Source organism: Bacillus pumilus, assembly GCF_900186955.1.
Classification (GTDB): domain Bacteria; phylum Bacillota; class Bacilli; order Bacillales; family Bacillaceae; genus Bacillus; species Bacillus pumilus.
On the sequence record NZ_LT906438.1, the window covers coordinates 294,324 to 312,404 of the forward strand.

The 18,081-nt window shown below is 42.6% G+C and carries 15 protein-coding genes; 13 read left to right on the forward strand and 2 right to left on the reverse strand.

Features of this window, described 5'->3' with window-relative positions; translation table 11 throughout:
- Positions 1-62: 62 nt before the first annotated feature.
- The 7 genes from CKW02_RS01655 to CKW02_RS01685 all read left to right on the forward strand — a co-directional run bounded on the left by CKW02_RS01655 (position 63) and on the right by CKW02_RS01685 (position 7,904).
- A complete protein-coding gene (locus CKW02_RS01655) occupies positions 63-1,679 on the forward strand; it encodes a YceG family protein (RefSeq protein ID WP_003217097.1) in 1,617 nt (538 codons plus the stop codon).
- Between the two features lie 14 nt (positions 1,680-1,693).
- Entirely contained in the window at positions 1,694-2,788 is a 1,095-nt protein-coding gene (locus CKW02_RS01660) for a toxic anion resistance protein (RefSeq protein ID WP_003217200.1), read from the forward strand.
- A 400-nt stretch (positions 2,789-3,188) separates the two neighbouring features.
- Positions 3,189-4,457, forward strand: a complete 1,269-nt coding sequence (gene opuAA, locus CKW02_RS01665; protein WP_003216978.1) for a glycine/proline betaine ABC transporter ATP-binding protein OpuAA — start codon at positions 3,189-3,191, stop codon at positions 4,455-4,457.
- A gap of 10 nt (positions 4,458-4,467) precedes the next feature.
- Positions 4,468-5,313: a glycine/proline betaine ABC transporter permease subunit OpuAB gene (gene opuAB, locus CKW02_RS01670; protein ID WP_034620780.1), complete on the forward strand. Its 846-nt coding sequence runs from the start codon at positions 4,468-4,470 to the stop codon at positions 5,311-5,313.
- The gene (locus CKW02_RS01675) at positions 5,313-6,194 is read left to right on the forward strand and encodes a glycine betaine ABC transporter substrate-binding protein (protein WP_003217117.1); all 882 of its coding nucleotides are present in this window, start codon (positions 5,313-5,315) and stop codon (positions 6,192-6,194) included. Before opuAB ends, CKW02_RS01675 begins: the two co-directional genes overlap by 1 nt.
- A 39-nt stretch (positions 6,195-6,233) precedes the next feature.
- The gene (locus tag CKW02_RS01680; RefSeq protein ID WP_003217161.1) at positions 6,234-7,058 is read left to right on the forward strand and encodes an alpha/beta fold hydrolase; all 825 of its coding nucleotides are present in this window, start codon (positions 6,234-6,236) and stop codon (positions 7,056-7,058) included.
- Between the two features lie 123 nt (positions 7,059-7,181).
- Entirely contained in the window at positions 7,182-7,904 is a 723-nt protein-coding gene (locus CKW02_RS01685; RefSeq protein WP_003216911.1) for an SDR family NAD(P)-dependent oxidoreductase, read from the forward strand.
- A gap of 47 nt (positions 7,905-7,951) precedes the next feature.
- Here CKW02_RS01685 and CKW02_RS01690 read toward each other — a convergent pair whose 3' ends face one another.
- Positions 7,952-9,079: a M20 peptidase aminoacylase family protein gene (locus CKW02_RS01690; RefSeq protein ID WP_003217037.1), complete on the reverse strand. Its 1,128-nt coding sequence runs from the start codon at positions 9,077-9,079 to the stop codon at positions 7,952-7,954.
- A gap of 153 nt (positions 9,080-9,232) precedes the next feature.
- Here CKW02_RS01690 and CKW02_RS01695 point away from each other — a divergent pair, with 153 nt between their 5' ends.
- From CKW02_RS01695 to CKW02_RS01705, 3 genes are all read left to right on the forward strand, one after another.
- Positions 9,233-10,663, forward strand: coding sequence for a YfcC family protein (locus CKW02_RS01695; RefSeq protein WP_003217247.1), 1,431 nt, complete (start codon positions 9,233-9,235; stop codon positions 10,661-10,663).
- Between the two features lie 216 nt (positions 10,664-10,879).
- A complete protein-coding gene (locus CKW02_RS01700; protein ID WP_003217251.1) occupies positions 10,880-11,827 on the forward strand; it encodes an L-lactate dehydrogenase in 948 nt (315 codons plus the stop codon).
- A gap of 39 nt (positions 11,828-11,866) precedes the next feature.
- Positions 11,867-13,489 (forward strand): L-lactate permease, encoded by a 1,623-nt coding sequence (locus CKW02_RS01705; protein WP_003216990.1) that lies wholly within the window; start codon positions 11,867-11,869, stop codon positions 13,487-13,489.
- A gap of 238 nt (positions 13,490-13,727) precedes the next feature.
- Here CKW02_RS01705 and CKW02_RS01710 read toward each other — a convergent pair whose 3' ends face one another.
- Positions 13,728-14,717, reverse strand: coding sequence for a LacI family DNA-binding transcriptional regulator (locus tag CKW02_RS01710; RefSeq protein ID WP_003217004.1), 990 nt, complete (start codon positions 14,715-14,717; stop codon positions 13,728-13,730).
- A 109-nt stretch (positions 14,718-14,826) separates the two neighbouring features.
- Here CKW02_RS01710 and CKW02_RS01715 point away from each other — a divergent pair, with 109 nt between their 5' ends.
- From CKW02_RS01715 to CKW02_RS01725, 3 genes are read left to right on the forward strand one after another with little or no spacing between them, the layout of a single operon-like run.
- Complete coding sequence (locus CKW02_RS01715; protein ID WP_003217022.1) at positions 14,827-16,152, forward strand: DegT/DnrJ/EryC1/StrS family aminotransferase; 1,326 nt, start codon at positions 14,827-14,829, stop codon at positions 16,150-16,152.
- The gene (locus CKW02_RS01720) at positions 16,127-16,993 is read left to right on the forward strand and encodes an HAD-IIB family hydrolase (protein WP_003217257.1); all 867 of its coding nucleotides are present in this window, start codon (positions 16,127-16,129) and stop codon (positions 16,991-16,993) included. Before CKW02_RS01715 ends, CKW02_RS01720 begins: the two co-directional genes overlap by 26 nt.
- On the forward strand, positions 16,990-18,036 hold the full coding sequence (locus CKW02_RS01725; RefSeq protein ID WP_003216957.1) for a Gfo/Idh/MocA family protein: 1,047 nt from the start codon (positions 16,990-16,992) through the stop codon (positions 18,034-18,036). The genes CKW02_RS01720 and CKW02_RS01725 overlap by 4 nt, the downstream gene beginning before the upstream one ends.
- Positions 18,037-18,081 lie beyond the last annotated feature (45 nt).

Sequence of the window (18,081 nt, forward strand, 5' to 3'; positions counted from 1 at the left end):
GAAGGGTGAATGATATGATAGTAGTAGCTTTCGAGAAAATATAGGAGAAAGGAAGGAGCGGCGTGAGTTATAAAGAAATCAATGTTAACCAAACACGGGCGGAGCAGGAAGCCTGGAAAAACGTGCTGAAAAAGCCGCTCCCTGAAAGAGACGGTTATGTAAAGGACGAGCATACATTGTCCTTGCCGCGTCTCGCCGCCCGGGTCCTTGGAACTCCGCATGATGCAACCGATTATTTTATTTATTTACATGAATTATATGAAACAGATGGCGTTCACATTTTAAGTGAAACGCTCAATCGTCATATTGAGCCGGAGCATTTTCAAGCGCTTCAACGCATTCATTTGATTAACCAAGAAGAAAAGGGATTATCTGTGAATCGCTTTGTGGCTTTCTTAGATGGTGAACAGCTGATTGTACGCCATCCAAACCCTGTGATGAACCGGCATATCCGCCTTTCATTGATCAAGGTGTTTGAGCATTTCAAACAGCTGCATGAAGGGGGATTTCAGCATCCCGATTTCCGCCGGGTACTCCTGGATGTAGTGAAGTTTTCAAATAATCATCTAGGTCCATGGCTGAAGGAAGTCAATATAGAAGAAAAAATGCCGGCTGTCATTTGGTATGGAGAGGCGAATAAAAGTCAGCTTTATTTTCTTTACTATGTCATGCTGATTGGCTGTGATGTTGTGCTATTTCATCCAGAGGGCGAGGATTCGTTCCGCGAACTAGATCCAGAAGAAAAGCTGACTTTTATTGATCAGTATCCGGGGACTTCAAAGCTGGAACCGTTCCCTACTGAAAAGCCTGAGAGGAAGTCAACGGTGGCGTACCGCTCGACAAGAGAGCTTGAAGAGGTGCTCCACACGGAAGATTCAATGCTGTATAAGCCTTGGCAATTCAGAGATCATACTCCTCATTCTATTACGCTGAAGACAACGTATGATGAGCTGTTTTTAATTGCAAAGGAACGTTCCTTTATCCGCCCTAATTTTCAAGCAGACCGCGACACGATACAGATTCCGAATCTCTTTGCGAAAATGATGGGAGTCACACGAGACAAGCGTGAATACTGGGATCGTATCCACACGTTAATGGAATGGAAAGAGACGAAGACCATTCGCCATTTTCCTTTTACGAAAGAAGTGTCTTCGAATTATCAATTTCATTATCAGCATGCCCTTTCGTCTGCTGGAGAGATTGATCCTGAATTATTAATGAAAAGCAACGTGTGGCAGTTTTCTCATCTATATGAGGGGACGCAGCGTGCGATAGCAGAGGCGATATCTCGAATCTGTCAGCATCCGAAGCTATTAAAAGAAGGCAATGAGACTGAATTAGATGTCCGTATTTATTTATTCAAACAGGTACTGCATATCGGCCAGGAGCTCATTGAACTCATTCAAACCTTTGATTATGCACAAACCGTACCGAAAGTGATTTTATATCATACGGAATATAATGGTGAGCTGACTCGTTCTGATGCGGCTGCCCTGATTTTTCTAAATGAAATGGGTGTGGATCTCTTCGTGTATCATCCGGCGGGATACCAGTGTATTGAGCGGTATATAGATGACCAATTATTTGATACCCATTGGCTTGATGAGATGGTTATGAACCAGGAGTTTAAAGAGCCGTCCATCGTTAGAAAATTATTTCAATCCATTAAAAACCGATAAGGAGATCAAAGCTTATGACAAATACAAACGGAAATGACATCATTTCAATTGATAAAGAGGAAATCTCCATTGAGAAGGCAGACGATATTCGCGTTCAGCTTCGAAATGAACCAGAAGTGCAAAATATTGCGAGACAGATCGATGCGAAAAATCAGCTGGAGCTGCTTGAATACGGAAAACAGCCGGCCGTTGAAATCTCTAAGTTCTCTGATCGTATTCTTTCGATGATGCGTTCAACTAGTGTCACTGACTCAGGAACGATGCTGACGCAGCTTGGAAAAATTATGGATCGTTTTGATAAAAATGATTTTGACGAGCCAAAGGGTGGTTTACTGTCAAAAATCTTTAAGCGCGGCGGCAGCATGATTGAAAAGATTTTCAGTAAATATCAAACGCTCGGTGCAGAGATTGAAAAAATTAATGTAGAGATCAGTAAATATAAAGACGAAATGACCAAATCGACTGTGACGCTTGAAGAAATGTATGAGCATAACATTCAATACTATATGGAGCTTGAAAAGTATGTCGTTGCAGGTCAAATGAAAATCGAGGAATTAAAGCAATTGGTTCCTTCTTATGAAGAAAAAGCAGCTAGTGGAAACCAGCTCGCACAAATGGAGCTTGATACACTTCGTAACGGCATTCAAGCGTTGGAAGAGCGTGTATATGACCTTGATATGGCACGGATGGTGGCTCTTCAAACAGCACCGCAAATTCGTTTGCTGCAGCGTGGGAATACGAAACTAATCGGTAAAATCAACTCAGCGTTCATTATCACGATTCCGATCTTTAAAAATGGCATCATTCAAGCTGTGACAGCGAAGAGACAAAAGCTTGTGGCTGATTCAATGAGTGAGCTGGATAGAAGAACAAATGAAATGCTGAAACGAAATGCTGAAAACATCTCAAGCCAAAGTGTAGAGATTGCCAAATTGTCTGGACGTCCAAGTATCGACATTGAAACGATCGAATCTTCCTTTAATACGATTGTACAAGGGATGAAAGAGACAAAACAGATCGAAGAAGAAAACAAACGATTACGCGAAGATGGAACAAAGCGTATGCTTGAATTGCAAGATAATATTAAGCGAGCTGCACTAGAGTCCTAAAAAATAAGCTGTCTGTAACTAAAGTTGCAGGCAGTTTATTAATATTTTAATTAAAATTTGAATGAAAAAGGTTTCTATGTGACCATTTTCGGGTAAATCCTGTTCAGGGGAATGGTTCACCCATGTTCGAAAAAGTTCGCTATGGTGAGGATTTGAGTTATTTTTTAGCACAATTAGGAATTTCAAGTAAAATATTGTCTGATGAGAGGAAATACCCCGTAAAATATGTTGTTTATGAAGCATTCTATAGGATTTACGAGTAATACGGCGTATAAACTCTAATCACCAGACCTCTTATATGGAATTCATACATATTGTGCGGAAATAAGCGAATTCTAAAGATTGTTCGCATCATAACGCTTATGTTACGGTTATAAAGATGCTAATTTGGAGGGAAAATATGAATTCTGAAGAGAGAAATATCAAAATCAAGATAAATAATGTATCTAAAATTTTCGGTAAAAATGCTAAAAAAGCAACTCAAATGCTTGAAAAAGGAAAAACAAAAAGAGAGATCCTAAAAGAGACCGGCGCAACAGTTGGTGTCAATCGAGCAAATTTTGATGTGTATGACGGCGAGATATTTGTCATCATGGGGCTATCAGGGAGCGGAAAGTCCACACTTGTGCGGCTGCTAAATAGGTTAATCGAACCAACCTCCGGCGAAATATATATTGATGGGGATATGATAACAAATATGTCAAAGGATCAATTGCGTGAAGTCAGACGGAAAAAGATCAGCATGGTCTTCCAAAACTTCGCATTGTTCCCGCACCGCACCATTCTTGAGAACACAGAGTATGGTCTTGAATTACAAGGTGTAGACAAAGAAGAGCGCCACTCAAAAGCGCTTGAATCTTTAAAGCTTGTTGGACTTGAAGGCTTTGAAGAGCAATATCCAAACCAATTAAGTGGTGGGATGCAGCAGCGTGTTGGATTGGCACGTGCATTAGCAAATGACCCTGACATCTTATTAATGGATGAAGCATTCAGCGCACTCGATCCATTAATTCGTAAAGACATGCAGGATGAATTGCTTGAGCTTCACACATCTGTAGGAAAAACGATCATTTTCATTACCCATGATTTAGATGAGGCGCTTCGGATTGGCGACCGCATTGTGCTCATGAAGGACGGGAATATCGTCCAAATCGGAACACCAGAAGAAATTTTGATGAACCCATCGAATGAATATGTTGAACGTTTCGTTGAAGATGTCGACCTTTCTAAAGTATTAACCGCTGGTCATATTATGAAACGTGCAGAAACAGTCCAGCTCGACAAAGGGGCACGTGTTGCGCTCACGCTCATGAAAAACCTTGGAATTTCGTCAATCTATGCAGTTGATAAGAAAAAGCATTTATTAGGTGTTATTTCTGCACAAGCGGCAAAAAAGGCTGCAGAAATGGGAGCATCGCTTGAAACTGTTCTTGATAAAGAATTCACGACAGTATTGGAATCTACGTATTTGACAGAAATCTTTGATGCAGTGTCTGATGCGGCAAACATTCCAATTGCCGTTGTCGATGAGAAAAACAGAATGAAGGGTATTGTGGTCAGAGGTGCATTAATTGGTGCGTTATCAGGTAATGATGAGTATATCAACATGTCTTCTAACAAGCTTGAGGAAATTAAAACACAAGAGCCTTCTGCACAGGAGGTAGAATAAGATGTTTAGTATGAGTGATTTACCTAGAATTCCGTTCGCGGATTACATCGATCAATTTGTTGACTGGTTAACATTAACGTTTGGCGGTTTCTTTGATGGCATCACAAATGGATTAGCAGGTACAGTAAATGGAATTGTGGCAGTACTTGGTGTGATTCCATCCATTATTTTAACCCTTATTTTTGCCGGCATTGCTTGGTGGATCAGTACAAGAGGAATTGCTCTTTTCACACTTATTGGATTCTTGCTGATTGACTATTTAGGCTACTGGCATCCAATGCTTCAAACCCTTGCGCTCGTTTTGACAGCTGTGGTCATTTCCATCGTAATCGGGGTTCCGATCGGTATTTGGGCATCACAGAAGGAAACTGTGCGTAAAATTGTGACACCGATTTTAGATTTAATGCAGACAATGCCTGCATTCGTTTATCTATTACCAGCCATCTTCTTCTTTAACATTGGCGTTGTGCCTGGAGTTGTGGCGTCGGTTATTTTCTCTATGCCGCCAACGATTCGTATGACGATTCTCGGTATTAAACAAGTACCAGCTGATTTAATTGAAGCAACAGAAGCATTTGGTTCAACGACATTCCAGCGTTTGTTCAAAGTTCAGCTTCCACTTGCAACAAAAACCATCCTAGCTGGTATTAACCAAAGTATCATGCTTGCTCTATCAATGGTCGTCATTGCGGCAATGGTAGGTGCACCAGGACTTGGTTCAGAAGTATATAGTGCGGTAACGCAGCTGAAAACAGGAATTGGATTTGAAGCAGGTATTGCCATTGTCATTGTGGCGATTACACTTGACCGTATTACACAAAACATTAAAACGAAAAAAACCAGGGGGAATGCTTAATGTGGAAAAAGTCTCTCTACATTGGGATGACCGCCCTGCTTGTCTTTTTACTAGCCGCTTGTGGCGCAAAGTCGGACTCAAATGCGAGTGCAGCACAGCAGGTGAATAAAACCATTATCGGTATTGATCCTGGTTCAGGGATTATGGCGCTAACGGATCAAGCGAAAAAGGATTACGGCTTAGAGGATTGGACGGTTGTGTCTGCATCAAGTGCAGCCATGACTGCAACGCTCAAGAAATCTTACGACCGTAAAAAGCCAATCATCATCACTGGCTGGAATCCACACTGGATGTTTTCTCGATATGATTTAAAATATTTAGAGGACCCAAAGAAATCTTACGGTGAAGCGGAAGAGATTCATACGATTTCACGTAAAGGGTTTGCAAAGGATCAGCCGGATGCAGCCAAAATGCTTGGTCAGTTTAAATGGTCTCAAGATGACATGGGCGAAGTCATGATGGATATCCAAGATGGTATCAATCCAAAGGATGCCGCCGTTAAATATGTGAAGAAACATAAAGACCAAGTAGCGAAATGGACAAAAGGCGTGAAAAAGTCGAATGGTGACAAAGTCAATCTTGCCTACGTTGCGTGGGATAGTGAGATTGCAAGTACCAATGTTGCTGCAGAAGTACTGCGTGAGCTCGGATTTAAAGTGACCTTGACTCAGGTGGAAGCAGGTCCAATGTGGACAGCAATTGCAACTGGAAGTGCGGATGCCTCGTTATCTGCTTGGCTGCCAAATACGCATAAAACGTATGCAGCGAAATTTAAAGGGAAATATGATGATCTAGGCACAAGTATGAAAGGTCTTCGCATGGGTCTAGTTGTTCCGACATATATGAAGAACGTCAACTCGATTGAGGATTTGAAAAAATAGCCAATTATGATGAGGTTCCCTTATAATAGAAGGGAGCATATGAAAAAGCAGTCTGCTCAAAAAGCGGCTGCTTTTTTCTTATATATAAGGAAGGTGGACGAGTTGTCGATGATGGTTAAGCCAATCATGATTTTCCTGCATGGCGGAGGAGTAAGTAGCTGGATGTGGCAGGAGCAGATAAAAACATTCAAAGAAGCGTATGAATGCTATACGCCTGATCTCATTGGTCACGGGACTAGAGCAGATGAACAGTCCTTTTCCATGCGAGAAAGTGCTCTTGAAGTCATCTCATGGATCAAGCAGCATGCGCACGGACATAAAGTAATACTCGTTGGCTTCTCTCTAGGTGCACAGGTTGCCGTTGAGGTGTTATCAAAAGAGCCTGACATCGTAGACATAGCCGTCATCAATAGCGCTCTTGTAATGCCGCTGCCATGGCTTTACTTGATGGTGAGACCTCTTTTACCTCTTACGTATCCATTATTAAAGAAAGATTGGTTTATCGAGCTCCAAGCTGAAAAAATGGGGCTTCCAAACGATGTACTCAATCACTATGTGGCGGATTCGAAGAATTTGCAGAAGAAAACCCTTCTGACGATGTTTCAAGAAAATCTCCATTACAAGCTCCCAGACACGTTTCAACAAGCGAAGGCACGAATTCTTGTCACAGTGGGGGAAAAGGAAAAAGGCATCATGAAACGGTCAGCAAAGAAAATAACGAATTCACATCCGCAGGCAGCAGGTGTCGTCGTTCCCGCTATTGGACATACATTTACGTTTGAGAAGAAAGAACTGTTTATGGATATGGTTCAATGCTTTATAGAGGAACGCGCATTACCAGTGGAATTAAAGGAAATCAAGTAACCGAAAGTAAAGACAGGCATAAAAGAGGCAGCCAAATCTTAGAACCTATATGATAGAGGTATAAAACGCTTACAGATGAGCTACTGTCTGACTGAAAGCTCATGAGACGTAGAAGGAGGAGCTATGAGTAAAAACTATATCATATTCGGTGCAAGTCAAGGATTAGGGGATGCTTTTGTTAAAGGTCTTCCTTCAAGCGGAGATACAGTTTGGATTGTGTCTCGAAGTGAACCGAGCAGTTTGAAATTAGATGACGGTGTACATAGAATTTGGCTGAAAATTGATTTATCAAGCCAATCTCATATCCCATACATGATCGAAGCATTGGGGGACAAAACCATTGATGTCCTGATCTATAACGTCGGCTTATGGGAAAAACGAGGCTTTGAAGATGATTATTCATTTGATCACGATCAGCCAGAGGATATCGCTCATTTAATCAATGTGAACGTCACGTCTACGATTACATACATCCAAGCACTGCTTCCAAACGTCAGAAAATCGAAGAATGGAAAAATCATTGTGGTTGGTTCAACGGCGGGACTTGATCATACAAACCTACCGCAAGTTTCTTTTGTTGCATCTAAATTTGGCCTGCGCGGAATTGTGAATGCACTAAGAGAGCATGTGAGAAAAGATAAAATATCTGTCACCTGTATTAATCCAGGAGAGCTGGCGGCAGAGGTACCATATGAAGATGGTGCCGAAAAAGCCATCGCTCTATATGATGAAACGAGAATTCCTGTACAGGATATAGTAGAGCTTGCGAGATGTGTGATTCATTTATCAAGGGTATCCTGTGTAAAAGAAATCAACGTCCCAGCCATGACAGATTTGAATGCGTAAAACAATCAGACCACCCGTTTAAAGAAAAAACGGGTGGTTTTTTGATTTTATGATGAATGCTGCTGAAGGGTTTGATAAACAGCTTCAGTCAAAATCTCAATGCCGGTAAAAATAGCAGAGCGGTCGAATGTCATATATGGATGATGTAGACCGGGCTTTAGATCACAGCCTAAACCAAGCATCGTCGATTTGATATGCGGAAGCTTTGCTGCATAAAAGTGAAAATCCTCTCCACCTGTCGTTACAAGCGGAGGATCGAGCTGCTCTTTGCCTAAAACCTTTTCAATGGCTTGAGACATCATCTGAACGGCTTCCTCATTTAAGGTGGCGGCAGGCAGACGATGATCTGTTGAAAGGGTAATGGAAGCACCAAAGGCATCCGCTACAGCATGTACGGCTCTTTCAATTTCTTTTTCTAGTTCATCCATCACTTCATTTGTTTGTGCTCTGACATCTAATGTAAAAGAAGCTTTGCCAGGGATGATGTTTGAACTGCCTCCGCCAGCATGTAGGTTGGTCATTTTCACAGAATGTGCAACTCTTGGGTCGACATGAATATGCGCGAGTCTTTGAACGAGGGTAGAAGCCACTTCAATGACGTTGACCCCTAGATGCGGGCGTGCACCGTGGGCTTCCTCACCAATAATTGTGCCGATGTAATGATTACTCGATCCATGCAAGATCGCAGGTGCGCAGCGTCCGTTTAATGTTTCTTGAATTGGGCGCACATGTACTCCGTATAAGTAATCAACGTCTGCTAGCACACCTTTTTCAATCATTTTCAGCGCACCGCCGCCTTTTTCCTCAGCAGGCTGAAAAATGAACCGGATGGTGCCGTTTGGGAGCTCCTTTTCTTTTAATGCCATGAAGGTGCCGAGAGCCATTGTCATGTGTGCATCGTGACCACATGAATGATTGGCTTGAAACTCACCATCTACTTCCTGCCAAAGTGCATCAATATCGGCTCTCACAGCGACCACTGGTGAACCTTCTCCCATTTCACCGATCACTCCTGTACAGTCGTCAAATGTTCGAGTTTGACAGCCCATTTTCTTTAATAAGTCCTCAAGATAAGCCGTCGTATTCGTTTCTTCCCAGCTGATTTCAGGGTGGGCGTGAAGGTGATCAAAGATGTCTTTCATTGTTTGCTGCATGTCGTTTGTCAAAGTTGTCATGAATAGCCTCCTTGCTGACAGAAAATCTGTCAAAATATTCTTTTAGTGAAATAATATTGATCTTAAATATCATCAGTGTTTATAATATAACACATCATTTGATTATTCAGAAAATTAAGTGAAATTCCAATCGGGACAAAGGGGTTTTGACACATGAAAACAGCAGCAGTATTACCACCAGAGAAACAAAAAAGAAAACTTCAAATGCCGGATGCGTATGTTCTCTTATTTATCATTGCGCTCATTTGTACCGTTGCAACGTATTTTGTGCCAGCAGGTGAATTTGACCGAAAGACGTCAGGGGAAATTACAACAGCTGTTCCTGGCAGCTATCACCGCATTGATCAATCACCCGTAAGTCCAGTGGGCTTTTTTACAGCCATTCAGGAAGGGATGGTAGGGTCTTCTTCTATTATTTTTCTCATTCTATTTACTGGTGGAACCATAGCCATTTTGGAGAAAACAGGTGCCATTAACGGAATGATTCACCATGTCATCAGCAGATTTCAAACAAAGCAATTGTTGTTTATTTGCATTGTTGGAGGATTATTTTCAGTGCTTGGAACGACCGGAATTGTCGTGAACTCTGTTATAGGATTTATTCCAATCGGGATCATTGTGGCAAGATCCTTGAAATGGGATGCTGTGGCAGGAGCTGCGGTCATTTATATCGGCTGTTATGCCGGGTTTAACGCAACCATATTGTCTCCATCTCCACTGGGGTTATCTCAGACGATTGCAGAGCTGCCGATTTTTTCTGGCATTGGCCTGCGTGTCATTATTTATCTTTGTTTTCTTATATCTAGTATTGTGTACATCTATTTATATACAAGACGCCTAAAGAATAAAGAGAAGGGAAGTCTTCTTGGAGATGAATGGTTTCCTGCGAAGGGACTTGGCGGATCTGATGCAGAATCTGTGGACAAGCCTGCATTTACGGGCAGGCATAAGCTGATTTTAGCAGTGTGTGGATTGTCTCTTGGGGGCTTCTTATATGGCGCGCTTCAGCTTGGCTGGACCGATAAGGAAATGGCAGGAGTCTTCATTTTCATGGCCATTGCTGCTGGATTGCTTGGCGGATTAGCAGCCAATGATATTGCGAAAACGTTTATCATCGGCTGTCAAAGTCTTGTTTACGGCGCACTCATTGTTGGGATGGCACGCTGCATTTCTGTCATTTTGGAAAACGGTAAGCTGCTTGATACTGTGGTTAATGGCTTGGCGAGTATGCTGACAGGATTTAGTCCAATTGCTGGTGCGATCGGGATGTATATTGCGAGTGCACTTCTTCACTTTTTGATTTCATCAGGATCAGGAGAAGCGGTTGTCTTTATTCCAATTCTTGCGCCGCTGGCTGACTTAATGGGCATCACAAGACAGGTCGCTGTAGAAGCGGTGATGCTTGGCGAAGGGGTGGTTAACTGTATCAATCCGACGTCAGGTGTGCTCATGGCTGTGCTTGCTGCAAGTGGTATTCCTTATGTGAAGTGGCTTCGTTTTATGGTGCCGCTTGCGCTCATTTGGTTTGTCATTGGCCTTGTCTTTATTTGCATCGGCGTGATGATCAATTGGGGACCTTATTAACATGTATAAAGCTGCTGACAATGGCTTGGCAGCTTTTTTCTTGTGGAAATATGCATGGAGACAGCGCTTTGAAAGCACAATAAGAGTGTTCACAAATTCGCTACATATTTTTTTTCAGAAACCCCCTTGAAAAAGTTTGTGAAGTGTTGCACAATAAGAATGTGAAATACTTCACATACGAAAAACAACCTAGTTTTACTCAGGAGGATGAGATAAATGACAAACGAAAAAGTAAACAAAGTAGCACTTATTGGAGCAGGTTTTGTAGGTAGCAGTTATGCCTTTACATTAATAAATCAAGTGATCACAGATGAATTGGTTGTCATCGATTTGAATCAAGATAAAGCAATGGGTGACGTCATGGATTTAAACCACGGGAAAGCATTTGCTCCGCATCCGGTGAACACATGGTATGGAGATTATGAGGATTGTAAGGATGCGGACATTGTGTGTATCTGTGCTGGAGCGAACCAAAAGCCAGGTGAAACGAGACTTGACCTTGTTGAAAAAAACTTAAATATATTTAAAGGCATTGTAGACAATGTGATGAAAAGTGGATTCGATGGTATTTTCTTAGTCGCCACAAACCCTGTTGATATTTTAACATATGCGACTTGGAAATTCAGTGGACTGCCAAAAGAACGAGTGATCGGCAGTGGAACTACACTTGATACTGCAAGATTTAGATACATGCTTAGTGAGTACTTTGACGCAGCGGCACACAATGTGCATGCGTACATCATTGGAGAGCATGGGGATACAGAGCTTGCTGTTTGGAGTCATGCGAATATCGGAAGTGTACCGATTACAGAATTAATGAAGAAAAATGATCAATACAAACAAGAAGATTTAGATGAGATGATGGAAAATGTCCGTCATGCCGCTTATCAAATCATTGAGAAAAAAGGCGCTACTTACTACGGCGTAGCGATGAGTTTGGCCCGCATAACAAGAGCGATTCTGCACAATGAAAACAGTATTTTGACTGTCAGCACTTACTTAGATGGAGAGTACGGAGCAGAAGATGTCTACATTGGTGTACCTGCCCTTGTGAATCGAAATGGCGCAACAGAAGTGATAGAGCTTGCACTGAATGATACAGAAAAAGAACAATTCGCGCACAGTGTGAATGTGTTAAAAGAGATTTTGGCTCCTCATTTTTAATCAAAAGCAACCTATCTGAGCAGAAAAGGATGAATCACTATGTGGCAGCAAATATATAATCCGTTTGGTAATGAGTTCGTGAGTGCATTGGTAGCAATGCTTCCAATTTTGTTTTTCCTACTTGCATTAACCGTATTTAAGTTAAAAGGTGTTTTAGCCGCTTGTTTTACCTTAATCGTCAGCTTTGTAACAGCGGTTTTCTTCTTTCACATGCCAATTGAAAAGGCATTATCTGCTGTGCTGCTCGGTATATCTAATGGGCTGTGGCCGATTGGATATATCGTCATCATGGCGGTGTGGCTCTATAAAATTGCTGTGAAATCTGGTAAATTCGATGTTATTCGTTCTAGTATTGCAGGAATCTCTCAAGATCAACGTCTTCAGCTCTTATTAATTGGTTTTAGTTTTAACGCATTTTTAGAGGGAGCCGCTGGGTTTGGTGTACCGATTGCGATTAGTGCCGCTCTCTTAACAGAGCTTGGGTTTAAACCGCTGAAAGCTGCGATGCTCTGCTTAATTGCCAATGCTGCGTCTGGCGCATTTGGTGCTGTGGGTATCCCAGTCATTACAGGGGCGCAAATGGGCAATATGACGCCGCTTGCATTATCTCAAACCCTTGTGTTTACGATTCCGTTTATTTCATTCTGTATTCCGTTCCTACTCATTCTCATTGTGGACGGATTCAAAGGGATTAAAGAAACGCTCCCTGCCTTGCTTGTTGTGAGTGGAAGCTATGCCATTTTGCAAGCTGTCACAATGGTGACAATGGGTCCTGAGCTTGCCAATATTATTTCAGCTTTAGCAAGTATGGGGATTTTGGCTTTATTTCTTCGAAAATGGCAGCCGAAACATATTTATCGTGAAGAAGGGGCACCAGACATTGAACAGAAACAAACGTATCGCGGCGTTGAAGTGCTGAAAGCATGGTCTCCATTCTATATTTTAACTGCCGTGATTACGGTATGGAGTCTGCCAGCATTTAAAGCATTGTTTGCTGTAGGAGGCCCGTTCAACTGGACAACCATTTTAGTAAAAATGCCATTTTTGCATCAGCAAATTGTAAAATTACCACCAATTGCACAAACAGCAACACCTATTGATGCGATCTTTAAAATTGATGTGATCAGTGCAACGGGTACTGCCATTCTGATTGCGGTGATGCTGACAGGTTTGTTTAGCAGACATATTACATTAACAGAAGGCGCTGCCTGCTTAAAAGCATCAGTGAAAGAGCTTTGGGTACCAGTTCTCACTATTTGTTTTGTCATGGGCTTTGCCAACTTGGCGAACTTCGCTGGACTAAGTTCAGCCATTGGGCTTGCACTTGCCAAAACAGGCGATTTGTTCCCGCTTGTCAGCCCAGTGCTTGGCTGGATCGGGGTGTTTATTACAGGATCTGTCGTGAGTAACAACGCCTTATTCGGTAACCTTCAAGCAGTTACTGCTTCTCAAATCGGCTCTCAAGCAGGTTTGTTAATCGGAGCAAATACAACAGGCGGGGTCATGGCGAAATTAATTTCTCCACAATCTATCGCCATTGCTACAGCAGCAGTTGGAGAAACAGGTAAAGAATCTGAGCTCTTCCAAAAGACTGTGAAGTACAGCTTCATCCTGCTCGGCATAGTGTGTGTATGGACATTCATTCTTGCTCAATTTATATAGGTTTAAAAAAAGACTGAGACAGCTCTCAGTCACAGCGTGTAGACAAACCTTCGCATTCTTTGTCAGGCCTGTGCTCCGGTGCTCACGAATGTCAAATTCGCTCCGCTCCGTTGCTCGTCCTTCCTAGACTGCAAAGGTTTTCTATCACGCTGAAAAAAGGAAAACAAAGGGCTAAAATAAAGATCATTTTAGCCCTTTGTCACCAAAAAAGACTGAGACAGCTCTTAGTCTTTTTTGTTTATGTCGATTCCCTTGTCACGAGCCGGGTAGGCAGCTGGATATGTTCACGCTGTAATGGTTTTTGGTCTTGCAGGATCTCGATTATTTGCTGCACAGACCGCTGGCCAAGCTCTACGATCGGGATGTCGATTGTGGTGATCGTTGGAGCTGTCACCTCGCAAATGTCTTGATTGTCATAGCCGATCACCGCTAGATCCTTAGGAATTTGATAACCGTAAGAAATGGCCTGTTTAATGAGCCCTGCTGCGACTTGATCATTACCGGTGAATATGGCATCAGGTGCATTCTTCATGTCATGAATGACATCCATTAAGCGAAAACCGTCTTCAATGGTGAAGGCCTCGCCGAACAGCCAATCGTCATGCAGCGGCAAGCCGTGTGCAGAAAGAGCATCGAGATAGCCCTGTTTCCTTTGTTTCTGTGCTTCACTGCTTTCTGTATCAAAGCAAAACCCGATCGATTTCCGCCCCGACTGAATCAAGTAGTCAACTGCTTTATAGGCAGCTTCCCGCTCATCGTATCCAATAATCGGGATGTCTGCTGTTTGATGATATTCATTCGCCATGACAATAGGGCCGTTCGTTAAAAATGGCTCGATCTTTTCCCACGGATTTTCTAATGCCCCTAATATGACCCCATCTACTTCTCTTCTTTTTAATAATTGAAGCCCTTCAAGCTCTAATGATTCCTGATAAAACGTCTGAAGCACGATGGCTTTATAGCCTTGATCCAGTGCTTCTTTTGAAATTCCTTTAATGAATTGTGCAAAAAAAGGATGGTCCACAGCCGGGACAGACACAGCAATGGTTTTTGTCTGATGTGAACGAAGGGTGCGAGCCGCTGAACTCGGTGTATATTCCATTTCTTTCATCACCTGTAAAATGAGCTGGCGCTTTTCCTCTGACACATATGGATGATGATTCAGCACTCTGGAAACGGTGGTGGTTGAAACCCCGCAGCGTTTGGCAATTTCATAAATTGTACACATATTAACAAATCCTTTACACAAAGTTATTGTTCTGAAATCGATAACATCATTTACAATGTGAAACAAGTTAAATATTAACAAATGGAATTGATTAATTGGAGGGAATGGAATGCAAATATTGACGAAGATATCAGGTAAAAGCAAGGATTATCTTCCTTTGCTGGATATGATCAATCAAGGTGTTCAAGTAAAGTCTGATTCAGTTGAGAAGCACCTAGCAAATGAAAAGCTGGTGACGTTCCTCGAGCAAGATATAGGGCACACAGGATTGGAAAAAATTCTCTTCCATTATAAACAAAATAAGGAAAAAAAGATACCGTTTCTGCCAGTTGATAAACTGATTTCAGAGGATGAAATCGATGATATTATGCAGGTGCTGAAAGAAGTATTGAGTTCTGGCCGTTTTACTTCAGGGCCATATATCCCGGCGTTTGAAAAGCAGCTCGCTGAGTACTTAGGGAAGAAATATGTCATTGCCACGTCAAGTGGAACAGATGCCCTAATGATCAGCCTTATATCAGCAGGTGTCACTCCAGGAGATGAGGTCATTTTGCCAGCGAATAGCTTTGCTGCAACAGAAAATGCAGTGCTTGCGATTGGTGCTGTTCCAGTCTATGCCGATATTGATCCAGATACTTACTGCTTGGCACCGAGTGAAATAGAGAAGCATATCACAGATCAAACGGCATGCATTCTTCCGGTTCATTTATATGGAAAACAAGCGGATATGAAGGCCATTTCGGCGATTGCAAAAAAGCATGGGCTAAAAATCATTGAAGATGGCTGTCAGGCGATCGGGAGCACTGGCCTTGGAGCATATGGAGATGGGCTTGTTCTCAGCTTTAATCCATACAAAAATCTTGGTGTCTGCGGCAAGGCCGGAGCCATCGCGACAAATGATGAAGCCTTAGCGGAAAAATGCATGGAGATCAGCTATCACGGCTTTGAAGTAGGAAAGAAAAATGTCAAACGCAGTGACTATGGCTTTAATTCGAAAATTGATAATTTGCAGGCAGCGATCGGACTCGAACGTATGAAGTATTTAGGATTACAAAACTTTAAACGTTTCTACTTAGCAAAGCGATACATTGACCAGCTACAAACGCTTGAGGAAGAAGGATACTTGAAGCTTCCGAAGCTAACGGATGACCACGTCTGGCATCTGTTCCCGATTAGAGTGATGAAGGGAGAGCGAGATGAGCTTGCAGCAAAATTGCTGAAAATGGGCATAGAAACAGATGTTTATTACCCGATTCTATCGCATCAGCATCAAACAAATCTTGTTTCTCAAAAGTATAAACAAACGACACTTCCACAAACGGAAAAAGCAGCACAGGAATTACTTCACTTGCCGCTGTATCCAGGCATGCCGCTGCAAGATCAGGAGAAGGTCATCGAGGGGGTTCATCATGTTATCAAGTCTTCCATTCAATAAAAAGCTGCTGAATCAGCCGGATAATCCGAAGTGGATCGTCTTCTGTGACTTTGATGAAACCTATTATTCTCACAAAATGACCGATGAGCAGAGAGAGGATGTCAAGCGGCTGGAAGCCTTTGTGGCAGAAAAGAGTGAAGCAGGACAGCTCATGCTTGGCTGGGTCACGGGAAGTAGCCTCGATTCTGTCACAAGTAAAATGGAAACAGGCGGTTTTTATCAATTCCCGCATTTTATTGCGTCGAACTTAGGGACTGAGATTGTGTATACATCGGATGCTCGTTTTGGACAGCCAGATGCGGAGTGGATGAAGCGGCTGGATGCACAGGGCTTCTCAGATGAAAAAATTGAAGACATCCTCGAAACCATACGTGAAAAGGGAATTCATCTCAGACCGCAAACGCAGCTGGGCAGCTCAGGGTATAAGAAGAATTTCTATTATCAGGAGCAGGATGAACGGACAGATCTTCATCATCTATCATTCATCCAAACACTTGCCAAAGAGCGTGGGGTGGCGGTCAACATCAACAAATGCAATCCGCTCGCAGGAGACCCTGCTGACTGCTATGATGTCGATTTTTTACCAGTCGGCACAGGGAAGGATGAAATTGTCCGCTTTATGCTGAACCAATATGATTTATCGAAAGATCAAGGCTTTGCCTTTGGAGATAGTGGGAACGATTTGCGGATGCTTCAATCCGTCACGCATGGTTTTCTCGTCCAAAATGCGACGGCCGAAGCCAAGCGGCACCATCATCAAATTTGTCATCATGGGTATGCAAAAGGAATCTATGAAACACTGAAAACAGTGATGTATAAACATGAGGAGGCACATTCATGAAGAAAATTGGAATTGTTGGAGCAGGGAATATTGCAAAAGCACATGCAAGAGCATTATCAACGATCAAAGGTGCAGAGTTATCCGGTGTCTATGATTTACATGAATCAGTTGCACAGGGATTCATTAAACAGTATGGCGGACGCGTGTATTCAAGTATCGAAACTTTAGCAGATGCATCTGATGGGTTGATCATTGCCTCCCCTAATTTTTGTCACAAAGACCATGCCCTTCAGGCACTAAGAGCAGGACAGCCCATTTTATGTGAAAAGCCGATGGCTGTGTCGCTGAAGGAAGCGGAGGAAATGGTGGAGACAGCCAAACAGTTCCAGGTTCAAGCCAGTATGGGCTTTAACTATCGTTACTTATCCTTTGTGAATATTTTGAAGAACTTGATTGCCAATGGTGAATTAGGCCGCATTTTGACTGTCAGGACTCATTTTAAGAAAAACAGTGCCCTCAGAAGAAAGACATTTTCATGGAGAGACAGCGGTGAGAGTCTGCGCACGAGCGGCGCATTAGGAGATCTTGGTATTCATTTAATTGATATGCTGTGGTACTTATTTGGCAGTGACATGAAGAAAGAATCACTTAATACGAAGATGCTGACACATGTAAAGGAAAAAGAAGAGAAAAAGGTGCAGGTGGATGATCATACCGAAATTTTCGGTCAGATGGAGAATCAAGTGTTCTTTCACTTGGTCACATCCAAAAGCACGCAGCCTGAGGAATGCGGATTTAGTGTTGAAGTCGTTGGTCATGACAAGGTATTCAAATACCATACGAACATGAAAAACGAATACGAGATCAGTGATGGCTTGTGTGTGGAGCGTCATCAAATGCCGCAAACCTTGCTGACAGATCCGCCAAACGAATTTTACGGATGGTCTGATACGTTCCGTGATCAGCTGATGCACTGGGTGAATACAAATCCATATCCATCTCATATGAAAGTCGCTGATTTTGTAGACGGGTATCGCGCGCAAGCTGCGCTTAATACGTGCTTCGAGAGGGAAGAGGCTGTCGAGTCTGCCCAGGCATATTAAAGAGGTGGAGCGGAGGATGTTAAAACTCCGCTCCTTTTTAGAGGA

Excerpts from the sequence above, each read along its gene's own strand:
- CKW02_RS01695 (WP_003217247.1), top strand. The coding sequence starts at position 9,233 with ATGAAAACAGCAGCAGTATTACCACCAGAGAAACAAAAAAGAAAACTT.
- CKW02_RS01720 (WP_003217257.1), top strand. The coding sequence starts at position 16,127 with ATGTTATCAAGTCTTCCATTCAATAAAAAGCTGCTGAATCAGCCGGAT.
- CKW02_RS01690 (WP_003217037.1), bottom strand. The coding sequence starts at position 9,079 with ATGACAACTTTGACAAACGACATGCAGCAAACAATGAAAGACATCTTT.
- opuAB (WP_034620780.1), top strand. The coding sequence starts at position 4,468 with ATGAGTGATTTACCTAGAATTCCGTTCGCGGATTACATCGATCAATTT.
- CKW02_RS01680 (WP_003217161.1), top strand. The coding sequence starts at position 6,234 with ATGAAAAAGCAGTCTGCTCAAAAAGCGGCTGCTTTTTTCTTATATATA.
- CKW02_RS01685 (WP_003216911.1), top strand. The coding sequence starts at position 7,182 with ATGAGTAAAAACTATATCATATTCGGTGCAAGTCAAGGATTAGGGGAT.
- CKW02_RS01710 (WP_003217004.1), bottom strand. The coding sequence starts at position 14,717 with ATGTGTACAATTTATGAAATTGCCAAACGCTGCGGGGTTTCAACCACC.
- opuAA (WP_003216978.1), top strand. The coding sequence starts at position 3,189 with ATGAATTCTGAAGAGAGAAATATCAAAATCAAGATAAATAATGTATCT.
- CKW02_RS01705 (WP_003216990.1), top strand. The coding sequence starts at position 11,867 with ATGTGGCAGCAAATATATAATCCGTTTGGTAATGAGTTCGTGAGTGCA.
- CKW02_RS01700 (WP_003217251.1), top strand. The coding sequence starts at position 10,880 with ATGACAAACGAAAAAGTAAACAAAGTAGCACTTATTGGAGCAGGTTTT.
- CKW02_RS01660 (WP_003217200.1), top strand. The coding sequence starts at position 1,694 with ATGACAAATACAAACGGAAATGACATCATTTCAATTGATAAAGAGGAA.
- CKW02_RS01715 (WP_003217022.1), top strand. The coding sequence starts at position 14,827 with ATGCAAATATTGACGAAGATATCAGGTAAAAGCAAGGATTATCTTCCT.
- CKW02_RS01675 (WP_003217117.1), top strand. The coding sequence starts at position 5,313 with ATGTGGAAAAAGTCTCTCTACATTGGGATGACCGCCCTGCTTGTCTTT.
- CKW02_RS01725 (WP_003216957.1), top strand. The coding sequence starts at position 16,990 with ATGAAGAAAATTGGAATTGTTGGAGCAGGGAATATTGCAAAAGCACAT.